The organism is Pedobacter africanus (assembly GCF_900176535.1).
GTDB classification, from domain to species: Bacteria; Bacteroidota; Bacteroidia; order Sphingobacteriales; family Sphingobacteriaceae; genus Pedobacter; species Pedobacter africanus.
Genome location: NZ_FWXT01000001.1, coordinates 21,558 through 35,691, shown reverse-complemented (window position 1 = coordinate 35,691; position 14,134 = coordinate 21,558). Strand labels below are relative to the sequence as shown.

Below are 14,134 nucleotides of genomic sequence, written 5' to 3'. Positions count from 1 at the left end.
TAGTTGTTCAATACAAAAAGTAAGCAAATTATTACTGAACCTGAAGCTTTGACTTTGGTTTTCCGGCTTTCTGAATGCAGGTGTCCAGAAAATGATCGATCCCTGTTGTGGCATAGCCCAGCAGCCTTGAGTTTTCGCCAAGCTCGGAAGAGAGGATAGTGGTCCGCTCCCTGATCTGGGTCATGCAATAGGTATTGATGGCCTGTTGCATGGGCAGGGTAATGTATTGCTTGGCCTCTGCAATTTTTCCGCTTAATATGATGAGTTCGGGGTTAAAGAGCTGAATGAGCATGGCGATACCTTTACCCATATAGGTACCGATATTGGAGAGCAGCTGGATGGCATACTGATCGCCTTTGTTTGCTGCTTCTATAATCACAGCAGGTTCAATCCTTTGCAGTTCTTCTTTACTGAGTTTGTTGAGCATGGAGTTTTTGCCCGCTAGTATGCCTTCTTTTGCCATTTCTGATAAAGCGTTGCCGGAAGTAATGGTTTCGAGACAGCCGTGTTTGCCGCAGTAACACAGGGCCCCGTTCTCTACGAAGGGGATGTGGCCCAGCTCGCCCGAAAACCCGCAGGCACCTTTTCTTAATTTGCCATCCATAATGATGCCGAGCCCGACGCCCAGGTCCATTAACAGGATGAGGACGTTCTGCTTGCCTTTTGCCATGCCGTGCGTAAATTCGGCCATAGACGATCCGTTGACATCATTCTGGATAACGACAGGGAGTTTCAGTGTTTTCTCAAATTCCGTTGTGAGCGAGATGTCTTCTTCATCACTAAGAAAATAGCTGTAGCTTTTTCCTTTTTCAGAGTCGACCAGGCCCGGCATACCTACGCTGCAGCCAATCAAAGTTTCTTTGCTGATGTGATGGTCTTTCAGAATATCCTGTACATGGCCGCTTAATATATGGAGAAAATCGGACCGGGTGCTTTTGGAGATGGGCAGGGCAATGGTCTGGGCCTCTACTATGTAATTATAATTGTTGTCAATAATGGCTATTTTGGTGTGGAACAAGGCGATGTCAATACAAAGGATCAGGATCTTTTTATCTTTTAAGCTGTAGAGATCGGGTTTCCTGCCGCCAAGAGATACGCCATAACCTTTCTTTTCTATCCAGCCTTCATCTGTTAAACCACTGATCAGTTTTAGAATACTGGGGGTGCTCATGTTCATGGTACGGCATAAGGCAGAGACAGAACATGGGCCAAGGTTAAAAAGATGTTTGACCAGCTGGTATTTGTGTATCAGCTGCTTATCTTGCATTGGTTTTGTTATGTGATTTAATAGACTAAGATTCATGGATTTGATTGCTCTATTTGGTTAAATATAGAGAACTTATATTAAAAATTTATAAAAGTATTTTTAATACGTAAATAATTAAAGGATGTTTTGTGTTTTTAACAATTTCTCCCTAATATTAACCATGCAAGTACCGAATTTTTGATGTTTGGAAAAGTATGAAGGATGATAACAACACAAAGCTGACATGAAACCCAAAGAACCACAACAAGCAAACTCCAGAAGAGATTTCATTAAAAAGACTGCGGTAGGATTGGCCGCATTTACCATTGTTCCGCGATATGTATTGGGCGGACAGGGATTTATTGCACCAAGTGATAAGCTGACCAAGGCCGTTATTGGTGTTGGCGGCATGGGCCGTAACCACTTTCCTTACGAAGGCACACAGGTGGTTGCGATCTGCGATGTAGACAAAAGGCACATCGCCAAGTCGCTGCCCATGCTGGATAAAGGGGTAAAGACCTTTAGCGACTATCGTGAGATGATCCAGCTTCCGGAGGTAGATATTGTGCACATTGCGACACCACCGCACTGGCATGGCATTATGGCTGTGGATGCGGCCAACGCTGGTAAAGACATTTGGTGTGAAAAACCCATGACGCATACCATAGGCGAAGGAAAAAAGGTGATGGAGGCCGTACAGGCCAATGGCAGGATCTTCAGGTTAAATACCTGGTTCCGTTTTAAAGATACTTTTTATGGACTGGGTACTACCGTTAAACCGGTGAAAAAATTGGTAGATAGCGGTTTGCTGGGCTGGCCTTTAAAGGTTACGGTAAGCAGGCATACGGGCTACGACTGGAAATTTTTCTGGGTAGGTAAGGATAATTTGCCTCCTGAGCCGGTGCCTGCAGAACTGGACTACAATTCCTGGCTTGGCCCTGCGCCTTATAAACCTTACAGCACCCACCGCGTGCACCAGACTTTCAGAGGCTACTGGGATTATGATGGTGGTGGTTTAAGTGACATGGGACAGCATTACCTGGACCCGATCCAATACTTTTTGGGTAAAGACGATACCAACCCAATATCTGTCGAAATTGATGCCCCGCAACAACATACGGATGCTGTAGGCATCTGGCGCAGAATAACCTATACTTATGCAGATGGCTGCCAGATTATTTTAGATGGTGAGGCTAAGGATGCGAATGTACCTTATATAGAAGGACCAAAAGGAAAGCTTTACCCAGGGTTTAAATCGGATATCCCTGATCTGGAACGCAAGCTTGCTGCATTCCCTGATCCGGCACCACAACTCACCGATTTCAGCGAAGCGGTAAGAACAAGACAGCAGTTTGCCTTAAATGAGCAGAACGGGCACCGTTCATGTAACATCATTAACATAGGCCTTGCTGCCCTGCGTTTGGGACGTAACCTGAAGTTTGACCCGGTTAAACAGGAATTTATTGATGATGAAGGCGCAAACCGATTGATTAACCCGGTTATGCGTGCCCCTTTTACCATTTAATTTAATCCTTTTAAATATTTAGAATTAACCTTTTACCCTTACTATAATGATAAAAAAGATATTCTTTGTCCTGCTCGCTGCCGTAATGCTGCAATATCAGGCCTTTGCGCAGGACAAAACAGACCAACGTACCATCACCACCAGAATTGCAGATTTACTGGCGCAGCTGCCTGCCAGGGATGCCAAGCAGCTAAAAGCCAACATGCAGGAAATTGCCAGCATGGGCGAAGATGGTTATGTAACCCTCATCAGTGGTTTAACCGCCCCAGGCAAAGGAAATAATGCCCTGCTGGAATATGCTATTGGCGGATTTTCGGGTTATGTGACCCAGCCCGGACAGGAAGCCTGGAGAAAAATGAGCGTAAATGCTTATTGCAAAGCCCTGGCCAAAGTGTCGGACAAACAAAACAAATCCTTCCTCATCGCTCAGCTGGAAACTGTAGGTAAGGACGATGCTGTGGCTTGTCTGGAAGGCTATTTAACAGATGCCCAATTGGCAGATCCTGCGGCAAGGGCCCTGGTTAAAGTGAATTCGGCGGCTGCAAAAACAGCTTTGCTGAACAGTTTAGCTAAATCATCAGGAGCTGCCCGTCTTTCTATAGTTGAGGCATTGGGAGATAGCAGGAGCAGGGAAGCCGCCAAAGCTATAGCAGGTTTAACTACCGGCGCAGATGACCTGGCTAAGATGGCTTTATATGCACTGGCTTATATTGCTGATCCGGCTTCGGAGAGCGTGATGGCCACTGCTGCCGAGAAAGCAGGCTTTAAATACGATAAAACAAATGCTGTTGCAGCCTACGGTATTTACGCCACTGAGCTGATGAAAGGCAATGATAAGGCTTTGGCCAATAAAATAGCCAAACAGATCCTGGAAAAGGCTACGGGCGACAATCAGGTACATACACGTACTACCGCATTGAAGATCGTTTCTGATTTCAGTACACAGCAGAGCGATGAATACCTGATGGCCGCGATGGACGATAAAAGCTTTGAATACCGCGCTGCGGCATTGAAATTTGCCTTGCCTAAACTTACGCCTGCAACTGCAGAACAATGGGTTAAAAAGGCTGCCAAAGCAGACCCTGAAACACAGGTGGCCATTTTAAATATGCTGGGCGAGAGTAAAGTTCAATCGGTATTGCCTTCGATCAGTAAACTATTTAAAAGTAATGATGCTGCTGTAAGGGCTGCCGCCTTTGCTGCAACCGGTAATATTGGTGAAGAAGCATCGCTGCCAGCCTTGCTTAAAGTAATGGGCAAAGGTGATGCGGCCGACATAACTGCGCTTTCCAATACCATTTTAAGAATGAAAGGTGAGGGCATGGGTGCTAAGGTTGCTGCCTTTATCCCTAAAGCAAAGCCAGAAGTACAGGTGGCTTTAATCAATGTATTGGCCGCGAAAGCGGCAAACGCCCAATTGGGTACTGTTTCTGCGTTACTGAAAAGTAAAAACCCGCAGGTAAGGCAAGCCGCTTTTTCGGCGCTGAAACAAACTGTAATCGGCGATAACTTATCGCAGTTGTTCACTTTGCTGAACGAAACCAGCAATCAGGATGAACTGGTAAAGGTTCAAGAGGCTGTTATTGCGGCGGTAAAAGGTACGCAAAACAGGGACCAGCAGGTAGATGCAGTTTTATTGCAAATGGCTGCAGCACCTGATGCCAAAAAAGAATTATATTATAAAATGCTGGGCAGTTTGGGTGGAGAGAAATCTCTGAAAGCGGTTTCCGAAGCTTTTAACAGGGGCAATGAACAAACCAAAAAGGCGGCAATTGCAGCTTTATCGTCATGGACAGATGCAGGTGCAGCAGGAGAACTGATAAAGATCAGCCGAGAGCCCGCCAATGCCGCCTACCTTGAACAGGCCCTTAATGGTTACCTGCGTTTGGTAAGGACAACAAAATACCAGCCGGAGCAAAGGCTGCTGCTGCTTCGTGAGGCGATGGCTGTTGCCAAAAATCCGGCCCAGCAGGGACAGATCTTAAAAGACCTGGAGCAGGCCAAATGTTTTAATTCCTTGTTATTTGCGGGCAGGTATTTAGACAATGCCGCTTTACAGCAGCCTGCTGCCAATGCAGTAATGAACATTGCCCTGGCCGATAAGTCGTACAAAGGAACAATTGTCAAAGACCTGCTCAATAAAACCATCGCTACCATTAAAGGCGGTGATGCTGAATACCAGATTGAGGCCATGCGTAAATACCTTGCCGAAATGCCACAGGGCGAAGGTTTTGTACAGGCATTTAATGGCACCGATCTTACAGGATGGAAAGGCCTGGTGGCTGATCCGATAAAAAGGTCGAAAATGGATGCCAAAACCCTGGCTGCTGCACAGGAAAAAGCAGATGCATCGGCTCGCGAAAGCTGGAAACCGATGAACGGTGAGCTGCATTTTATGAGCCATGGCGACAACCTGGCCACGGTAAAAAAGTATGGGGATTTTGAGATGCTGGTGGACTGGAAGATTATTGACGATAAAAAAGGCGAAGGTGATGCAGGTATTTATCTGCGCGGTACCCCACAGGTACAGATATGGGACAATGCCCGCGTAAAGGTGGGTGCCCAGGTAGGTTCTGGCGGTTTGTACAACAATAAAGTTCATGAAAGCAAACCGCTTCAGGTTGCCGACAACAAATTGGATGAGTGGAACACCTTCCGCATTTTAATGAAGGGTGACCGTGTTACCGTATATCTGAATGGCGTACTGGTGACTGATAATGTGATCCTGGAAAACTACTGGGACAGAAACCTGCCGATCTTTGCCGAAGAGCAGATCGAACTGCAGGCCCATGGTTCGCCGGTTGCTTACCGCGATATTTACATCCGGGAGATCCCGCGTCCGAAACCATTTGAGCTGAGCGCACAGGAGAAGAAAGAAGGTTATAAGGTATTGTTTGACGGTACCAATATGCACAACTGGACTGGTAACACTACGGAATACATTATTGAAGATGGCAACATCTCTATCCGCCCGAAACCGGGAAAGGGCTCTGGCGGTAACCTGTTTACCAAAGAGGAATTCAGCGATTTCATTTTCCGTTTTGAATTTCAGCTGACCCCCGGAGCAAACAATGGCCTGGGCATCAGGGCGCCTTTAACGGGTGATGCGGCTTACCAGGGTATGGAATTGCAGATCCTGGACAACGATGCACCTATTTATAAGAACCTGCACGTTTACCAGTACCATGGCTCTGTATATGGAACCATCCCTGCTAAAAGAGGTTTCCTTAAACCTGTAGGCGAATGGAACTATGAGGAGGTAATTGTAAAAGGCCCTAAAATTAAGGTGATCCTTAACGGTACCGTAATCCTGGATGGCGACATCACTGAAGCACGTAAAAATGGCGCCGCTGATGGAAAACCACACCCTGGCTTGCAGCGTGAAAGCGGCCACATTGGTTTCCTGGGGCATGGCTCGCCTGTGCAGTTCAGAAACATCCGGATCAAAGACCTTAGTGCAAAGAACGAGAGCGTTAAGAGCGTTAAGAAATAGAAAACATATGGTATCGGGTTGTAAATTATGATGGAAGAGAAAAAGGATTCTGCAGCAATCAATTCAAGAAGAAATTTTATTAAGACTGCAGGATTGGCTGCAGCCGGTTTTATGATTGTGCCGCGCCATGTATTGGGCGGCAGGGGCTTTCTGGCACCGAGTGACCGCCTGATGGTTGCCGGTATTGGTGTAGGCGGTAAAGGCGAGAGTAACCTGGCTAAAATATACAATGGCGGTAAATCCGAGATTGCATTTTTATGCGATGTGGATGACCGCAGGGCGGCCAATTCTGTAAAGGCTTTCCCAAAGGCAAAGTATTACAGGGATTACCGTGAAATGCTGGACAAAGAGCAGAAAAGTATAGATGCGGTAGTGGTATCGACACCAGACCATAACCACGCCATGATAGCCATGGCGGCTATGCAGCTAGGCAAGCACGTGTATGTGGAAAAGCCCCTGACGCATGATATTTATGAAGCACGTAAGCTGAGAGAGGCTGCTGAACGCTACAAGGTAGTTACCCAGATGGGTAACCAGGGTTCATCAGGAGAAGGGGTGCGGCAATTGCAGGAATGGCTGGACGACGGCCAGATTGGCAAGGTGCATACGGTATATTGCTGGACAAACAGGCCTACCTGGCCGCAGGGGCTTTTATGGCCTTCGACTCCAGGAGTAGTGCCTGCTGAACTGGACTGGGACTTATGGCTGGGTTCTGCACCCTATAAACCTTATATAGAAAAGCTGGTGCCTTTTAACTGGCGAGGCTGGTGGGATTATGGGACAGGTGCCATTGGCGATATGGGTGCCCATTTGGTGGAGCCTTCAGTAAAGGTATTAGGGTTGGACACTCCGCTTGACGTGCAATGCAGCGTAGGTACCTTATACCTGGATGAATTTAAAAGGGGATATTTTCCGGACAGTTGTCCGCCTTCAAGTCATGTGATCATGACTTTTGAGAAAACGAAAAAGACCAAGGGTAACCTGAAAATGCACTGGATGGATGGGGGCATTAAGCCTGAACGTCCGGAAGAATTGCTGCCAAACGAATCGTTTGGTGACAACGGTGTGTTGTTTGAAGGTACAAAAGGAAAGATGATGTGCGGTGTGTATGGAGCCAATCCGAAACTGCTGCCGTTAACCCGCAACAATGAGGTGCGTACCAAAAAGAAGCTGCCACGTGTACCTGGTGATGTTGACGGGCATTATACACAATGGGCAGAAGCGGCGATTGCAGGTTATGGAAAGATACAGCTGAGCTCGCCTTTTGATGTTGCAGGCCCGCTTACCGAAACTTTGCTGATTGCCAATCTGGCCATCAGGGGCACAGACGTGCCGCGCACAAAAGCAGATGGTAAGGTGATTTATCCGGGCAGGGACATTAAACTGCTTTGGGACAAACAGAACATGCGGGTGACGAATTTTGATGAGGTAAACCAGTATGTGAAACGTGAGTACCGCAAGGACTGGAGTTTAGGCATATAATTTTAAATTGAAAGTATGTCTGTAGGACTAAAAAATTTAAGGGTATTGGTAGTGGGCTGTGGCAATATGGGGGCTTCCCATGCTACAGCCTACCATACACTTCCCGGATTTGAAATTTGCGGCCTGGTATCCACAGGGAACAGCAAAGTGGTTTTAAACGAAGCACTTGGCGGCGGTTATCCCTTGTTTAGTGATTACGACCAGGCCCTGGAGCAAACCAAACCTGATGCGGTATGTATTTCCACCTATCCGGATACACATGAGGCTTTTGCCATTAAGGCGATGGCGGCGGGGGCACATGTATTTATAGAGAAGCCACTGGCCGACTCTGTAGCCGGTGCGGAGCGTGTGGCCGAAGCCGCTAAAAGGTACAATAAGAAATTGCTGGTGGGCTATATTTTACGTTACCATCCTTCCTGGGAGAAGTTTATTGAACTTTCCTCGGAAATGGGCAAGCCGCTGGTAATGCGGATGAACCTGAACCAGCAGAGCCAGGGTGCAAAATGGACGGTACACCGCAACCTGATGAAGAGCCTGAGCCCTATTGTGGATTGCGGGGTGCATTATATTGACGTGATGTGCCAGATGACACGTTCCAAACCTTTACAGGTAAGCGCCATAGGGGCAAGGCTGACGGAAGAAATCCCGGCAGGCAATTACAATTACGGGCAGCTGCAGATCCGTTTTGAAGATGGTTCTGTAGGCTGGTACGAGGCGGGCTGGGGACCGATGATGAGTGAGACTGCATTTTTTGTAAAAGATGTGATTGGCCCGAAAGGTTCGGTATCCATTGTAGCAAAACAAGCGGGTGCATCAGGCAATTCGGACAATATAGATGCGCATACCAAAACCGAGTCGATTAAAGTGCATTATGCAGCACTCGACGCAGCAGATAAGTTTGCGAAAGCCGACAGCTGGGTAGACCTTACGGATGAACCCGGTCATCAGGAACTGTGTAACCGGGAACAGCGCTACTTTTTGAAGGCGATACTGGAAGATATTGACCTGGATGAGCCTACAGCCGATGCCATCAACAGCCTGAAGATTGCCTTTGCCTGTGATGAGTCGGTAAAAACCGGGCAGGTTGTGCAGCTTACCTGACAATTATTAATGTATTGTTAATACCGGCTTATGGTTAAATTTATATAGCTGTACTAGCTTGCAACATAAAAATCGTTAAGGTTTTAAATTATTTTTTCTTATTATTGATATACCGTTCAGAACTTCATCATAATAACCAAATAATTGAGCAGCAGCGAAAAGTTTTAAAAAAAACTATTGAATGATGTTTAGAGAAACAGATAGAGATTTATGGACTTCATTCATTAACGGGGATACGGAGTCCCTGAATTCGCTGTATAAACAATTTGTTGATGTGCTGTATGCTTTTGGTTTGAGGTTTACCGAAGATGGGGAACTGGTGAAGGATGGGATACAGGATTTGTTTGTAGACCTGTTTAAATACCGTAAAACTTTGGCCCCAGAGGTAAATGTAAAATCCTATCTTTTTACTTCACTTAAGCGTAAGATTTGCCTGGTGCTAAAGAAACAGGCAGCAGAGGCCAATCATAGTTTTGAAGTGCCTTTTTTACTTTCTGGTAATGCCGAAGAACAGATCATTCAGGACGAGCGGGAATCGGCGCTTTTGCTGAAGCTGAACAAACAGCTGGAGTTGTTGCCCAGCAGGCAGAAAGAAGCCCTTTACCTGCGGTTTAATTCTGAACTGGAATATGAAGAGATAGCAGCGGTGATGAACGTTTCACTGGAGACCTGCCGTACCCTGGTGTACCGTGGTGTAAAGCAGTTGAGGGAGCGTATGGTAGTGAAACATCTCTATAAAATACTGGCCTGAAATGCATCAGGAAGAGATTTTTGTTTTTTTTAAAATAATCGTCTATAAAATCGGGGTTCCTCACTCTGTATACACTATAAAGTGTATAAATGGATTCAAAGAACAATTATAAAGCTGAAGATTTTTTATCGGGCGGTATTCCGGAGGGAAAGGAACACCTGGTTTCTGACAGCGAGCGGGAGCTTGGCGAAGAAATCAAGGCAGCTGTAAAAAATGCCGGTGGAGAGAAATTGACGGCGCTGGAGGCAGCGGGCCTGTGGGAGCGGATTGAGCAGGAGGCAGCAGCTAAACCTAAGCGGCACACCTGGAAACTATACCTGCAGGCAGCGGCAGTTTTGTTTGCTGTACTGGGTATAGGCATGTGGCAATACCAGCAACATACACCTACACATAAGCTGATGGAATTTGCTGCACAAAATGTGACCAGGAAGAGTGCAGTGCTGAATAAGACAGCAATAAAAGGACAGCTTCAGGCATCCGGCACCGTAAATGAAGAGGAGAACATCATTACGACCAACGATTTTAATACCCTGGTGGTTGGGGATGCCCAGCGTTCGGTAATTAAACTCCCTGATGGTACGAAAGTATGGCTGAATTCTGGTTCCAGGCTGATTTATCCGGTTGTTTTTTCGGGTGACAGCAGGGAGGTTTATTTAGAGGGCGAAGCCTATTTTGATGTAACGCACGATAAAGCACATCCATTTTATGTAAGGGCCGGTAATATGGACATTAAGGTTTTAGGAACCGAGTTTTACGTGAGCTCGGATGCGAAAAGCGAAAAGAATTATGCTGTTCTGGTTAAGGGAAGCATCTCTTTTTCGACAGGCAACTGGTTAAATAAAGTGGAGAAGAAACTGGTTCCCGGTCAGCAGATCAGTTATGATCTTAAAGCAAATAAGCTTCAGATTGCGGAAGTAAAGACAGCAGAGTTTGAATCCTGGAAGGAGGGCTTGTTGCATGTTGAACAGGAATCACTCGAAGAAATTGTACAGAAGGTAGCAAGATATTATCGTATTGAGATCGGTACACAGGGGCTCGACCTGAGCGAAACCTTTTCTGGTACACTCTATTTTCAGCGTGCGGCAGAGGATGTATTGAAGGTTTTATTTTCGGGAACGTCTTATGTATACAATAGTGCAGAAAGGAGGGTGGAACTGAGAAAACGCTAACTATTGATGAAAAAAGGAGATGCGCCAACATCTCCTCCAAACAATAACCAATTCAAGCTATTATTTAACTCATTAACAAAAATATGAAAAAACTTCATGTATGTGAACCTCATGCATTCTATTTAAGGCTCAAAACTAAAATAATAAGAACTATGAAAGTAACAATGGTTTTATTATGGATGGGAATGATGACCGCTTATGCCAATACTAAAGCCCAGGTTCGGATGAACATAGACCTGATCAGAGGGAATTTACCGGACTTATTTCAGCAGATTCAAAAGCAGAGCGATTACTTAATCATTTATAAAGACGATTTCATTAAACTGAACAGGTATGAAGAGCTAAACCTTAAACTAAACAATAAAACCATAAAAGAGATTTTAGATAAGGCTTTGAAAGAAAGTGGGCTTACTTATACGGTTTCGGGCCGTCAGATTGTGATTTTTGCCAAGGAAAGAACCGAAAACAGTATACAGGATAGCCTGCTGACCATTAGAGGACGCGTATATGATACGCATGAGCCGCCTTCAGCGTTACCTGGGGTGAGTATCAGGATAAAAGGTTCTGCTACCGGTGCCACTACAGACGGTGATGGTTATTTTACCATAAAAGCCAAAAAAGGCGATGTGCTGGTATTTTCTATGATCAGTTTCCTGAGTTTTGAATATACGGTTGTTAAGGCCGACCGAAGCCTCAACGTATCGCTTAAAGAAAATGTATCTGCATTGAACGAGATCGTTGTGGTGGGAATGAACGAACAGCAAAAGAAACACATTGCAAGCTCACTGGCTACCTTAAATGTAAAGTCTAATATAGAAGGTAAACCCATTACTACGCTTTCGCAATCCTTACAGGGCGGGGTAACAGGGATAAATGTTTCGCAGGGCTCTGGCTTGCCGGGCGGTGATGCGGCTACCATAAAGATACGGGGTATCAGTACCCTGGGAAATTCAGATCCGCTTGTTCTGGTTGACGGGATCCCGATGGACATGAACCATATTGATCCGGTAACTGTAGAAAGCGTGACGGTATTGAAAGATGCTGCGGCGGCTGCAAGTTATGGATCGAGAGGGGCAAACGGCGTTATTGTGGTTACCACCAAGAGGGGCGTTGCCGGTGAGATCGCGATCACTTATGATGGCTATTATGGTGTACAGCGCTCTTCCACTTTACCGGAAACGGTGGATGCACCTACCTATATGCGTATGTATAATGAGGCCAGTTTTAACAATAACCCAACAAATGCCTTGCCTTTTACGCAGGAACAGATAGACAATACCCGTAATGGGATGGACCCGGTGGCCAATCCGACCCTGGCTTATGCCAATACTAATTGGCTGGATATGCTGATAGACAACGCCGCCCCGATTACCAGCAATTCGCTTTCTTTAAGCGGCGGGAGTAATATTGCCAGGTTTGCGCTGACAGGGAACTATACTTACCAGAAAGGGATCATTCCCCTTAGTGATATGAAAAGGTTTAACATCCGCGCCAATACCACCATTTCCTTAAGCGATAAGTTCCAGGTAAACCTTGACCTTTTGGCGATAAGAAGGAATACCCAGCAGCCCAACAGGCCAAGTGCATCGGGCAATACCGGAAACCGGCTTTTGGAAGATATGTACCGGGTGCCACCGACCGTAATTCCGAAATTTCCGTTGAAAGACGGGCGCGTATTTTATGGGCAGCACGTAGATATTGTAAACCCGCTTGCCTATGCAGAAGTAGGGGGCACGCGTGCATTTGAATTCGGACAAACGAGCATCAACCTTCAGCCAAGATGGGAAATGGCAAAGGGGTTGAACCTTAGGGGGCAATTTAGCTTCAGGTTAAACAGTGATGTAAGCCGGGATACCCGGGAGAATTTTAACCATTTTGATTACTTTACGGGAAATTTGCTGAGGACCTGGACCCTGCAAAGGGCAACTACACTTGCAAGGACCACTTATTACTATGTAGGAACGACCCTGGATTATACCCTGAATATTAATGACCACAGAATCTTTGCTTTGGCCGGCTATTCTCAGGAAGAAACGAACAGCGGCTCCTGGGATGTGTTTTCTATGGTGTCTGGCTATGCCAAACTGAACTATTCTTATAAAGACAGGTATTTGCTGGAAGGTACGGTACGTACCGACGGCTCATCCCGTTTTGGACCGGGAAATAAATTTGGTGTTTTTCCATCGGTTGCTTTGGGTTGGAACCTGCACAATGAGAACTTTTTGGCGGGATCAAAAATCATCAACAACCTGAAATTAAGGGCTTCTTACGGAAAACTTGGCAATGACAATATCGGGCTGTACAAATACCAGACCCTGATCAACAGCAGCAGTGGTGTGGAAACTACCTATGGAAACCCGAACATCACCTGGGAATCCGTAAATATGCTGGACATTGGTCTGGACCTGGGGCTGCTAAAGAACAATAAGCTGGAACTTACCTTTGATTATTACGATAAGAAAACCAATGACATCATTCTTTTTCCTGTGCTGCCTTTGGTTGGAGGGTTTGAGGCTGACGTGCCGGTGAATGCCGGTGAGGTATCGAATAAAGGCTGGGAAGCGTCTGTAAATTACAATGAAAGGATTGGTGAGCACCTGAGCCTGTCGTTCAGACCCGGACTGTCGTACAATAAAAATGAAGTGCTTAAGCTGCGGGGAGGCTCTATTATAAGCCCGACCGTAATTACACAGGTTGGTTCGAGCATCAACAGCATTTATGGTTATAAGACCAATGGTTTGCTGCAGCAAAGCGATTTTGATGGAAACGGTCAGCCGCTGATCCCGGTGCTGCCAAATGCAAAGCCCGGAGACATCAAATACCTGGACCTGAACAATGACAATGTGATTGGCGCTGAAGACCAGGGGGTAATTGGGAACCCAATACCGAGGCTGAACTATTTTGCCAACCTGAGGGTGGCTTATAAAAACCTGGATGTTGAAGCGCTATTTCAGGGCGTGGGCAATAATGATGCTGTTTTGTATGGCATGTTTGCACAGCCTTTGGATTTCAGTGCCGATGGCGGGATACCTACTACTTATTATGCAGATCACTACTGGACACCGGAGCGTACAGATGCACGTTTCCCGAGATTGTCTATTGCACCTGCCAATAATAAAGTTTCGTCGGATTTCTGGTTTCAGAACGCTGCCTATCTTAGGGTAAAGTTTGTACAGCTGGGTTATAATTTTAAACCGCTTATGGCAAAAAGGCTGGGTGTAAGTGCAATCAGAGCATATTTCAATGCCCAGAACCCTTTTACTTTTACTTCTGTTAAAATTACGGATCCTGAAAGTCGTGGCTATCAATGGACTTATGGAATTGTAAAACTATATACAATAGGTTTTAATGTTAAATTTTAATTCAT

8 protein-coding genes are annotated in these 14,134 nt (G+C 45.9%); 7 read left to right on the top strand and 1 reads right to left on the bottom strand.

Annotated elements, in window-relative coordinates; all coding sequences use genetic code 11:
- Window positions 1–31 precede the first annotated feature (31 nt).
- Window positions 32–1,267: an ROK family transcriptional regulator gene (locus tag B9A91_RS00150; RefSeq protein ID WP_200815590.1), complete on the bottom strand. Its 1,236-nt coding sequence runs from the start codon at window positions 1,265–1,267 to the stop codon at window positions 32–34.
- A gap of 223 nt (window positions 1,268–1,490) precedes the next feature.
- Here B9A91_RS00150 and B9A91_RS00145 point away from each other — a divergent pair, with 223 nt between their 5' ends.
- From B9A91_RS00145 to B9A91_RS00115, 7 genes are all read left to right on the top strand, one after another.
- Window positions 1,491–2,771 (top strand): Gfo/Idh/MocA family oxidoreductase, encoded by a 1,281-nt coding sequence (locus tag B9A91_RS00145; protein WP_084236254.1) that lies wholly within the window; start codon window positions 1,491–1,493, stop codon window positions 2,769–2,771.
- Window positions 2,772–2,817: 46 nt separating this feature from the next.
- Window positions 2,818–6,264 carry a DUF1080 domain-containing protein gene (locus B9A91_RS00140; RefSeq protein ID WP_084236252.1) on the top strand — a complete coding sequence of 1,149 codons (3,447 nt, stop codon included), beginning with the start codon at window positions 2,818–2,820 and terminating at the stop codon, window positions 6,262–6,264.
- A gap of 27 nt (window positions 6,265–6,291) precedes the next feature.
- Window positions 6,292–7,746: a Gfo/Idh/MocA family protein gene (locus B9A91_RS00135; RefSeq protein WP_084236250.1), complete on the top strand. Its 1,455-nt coding sequence runs from the start codon at window positions 6,292–6,294 to the stop codon at window positions 7,744–7,746.
- 15 nt (window positions 7,747–7,761) lie between these two features.
- The gene (locus B9A91_RS00130) at window positions 7,762–8,847 is read left to right on the top strand and encodes a Gfo/Idh/MocA family protein (RefSeq protein WP_084236248.1); all 1,086 of its coding nucleotides are present in this window, start codon (window positions 7,762–7,764) and stop codon (window positions 8,845–8,847) included.
- Between the two features lie 181 nt (window positions 8,848–9,028).
- Window positions 9,029–9,598, top strand: coding sequence for an RNA polymerase sigma factor (locus tag B9A91_RS00125; RefSeq protein ID WP_084236246.1), 570 nt, complete (start codon window positions 9,029–9,031; stop codon window positions 9,596–9,598).
- Window positions 9,599–9,687: 89 nt separating this feature from the next.
- A complete protein-coding gene (locus B9A91_RS00120) occupies window positions 9,688–10,767 on the top strand; it encodes a FecR family protein (protein WP_084236244.1) in 1,080 nt (359 codons plus the stop codon).
- Window positions 10,768–10,919: 152 nt separating this feature from the next.
- Entirely contained in the window at window positions 10,920–14,129 is a 3,210-nt protein-coding gene (locus B9A91_RS00115) for a TonB-dependent receptor (protein ID WP_235012308.1), read from the top strand.
- The last annotated feature ends 5 nt before the right edge of the window (window positions 14,130–14,134 follow it).

What these genes read in the sequence shown, in the direction of transcription:
- B9A91_RS00150 (WP_200815590.1), bottom strand. Translation starts at nt 1,267, where the DNA reads ATGCAAGATAAGCAGCTGATACACAAATACCAGCTGGTCAAACATCTT.
- B9A91_RS00145 (WP_084236254.1), top strand. Translation starts at nt 1,491, where the DNA reads ATGAAACCCAAAGAACCACAACAAGCAAACTCCAGAAGAGATTTCATT.
- B9A91_RS00135 (WP_084236250.1), top strand. Translation starts at nt 6,292, where the DNA reads ATGATGGAAGAGAAAAAGGATTCTGCAGCAATCAATTCAAGAAGAAAT.
- B9A91_RS00120 (WP_084236244.1), top strand. Translation starts at nt 9,688, where the DNA reads ATGGATTCAAAGAACAATTATAAAGCTGAAGATTTTTTATCGGGCGGT.
- B9A91_RS00140 (WP_084236252.1), top strand. Translation starts at nt 2,818, where the DNA reads ATGATAAAAAAGATATTCTTTGTCCTGCTCGCTGCCGTAATGCTGCAA.
- B9A91_RS00125 (WP_084236246.1), top strand. Translation starts at nt 9,029, where the DNA reads ATGATGTTTAGAGAAACAGATAGAGATTTATGGACTTCATTCATTAAC.
- B9A91_RS00130 (WP_084236248.1), top strand. Translation starts at nt 7,762, where the DNA reads ATGTCTGTAGGACTAAAAAATTTAAGGGTATTGGTAGTGGGCTGTGGC.
- B9A91_RS00115 (WP_235012308.1), top strand. Translation starts at nt 10,920, where the DNA reads ATGAAAGTAACAATGGTTTTATTATGGATGGGAATGATGACCGCTTAT.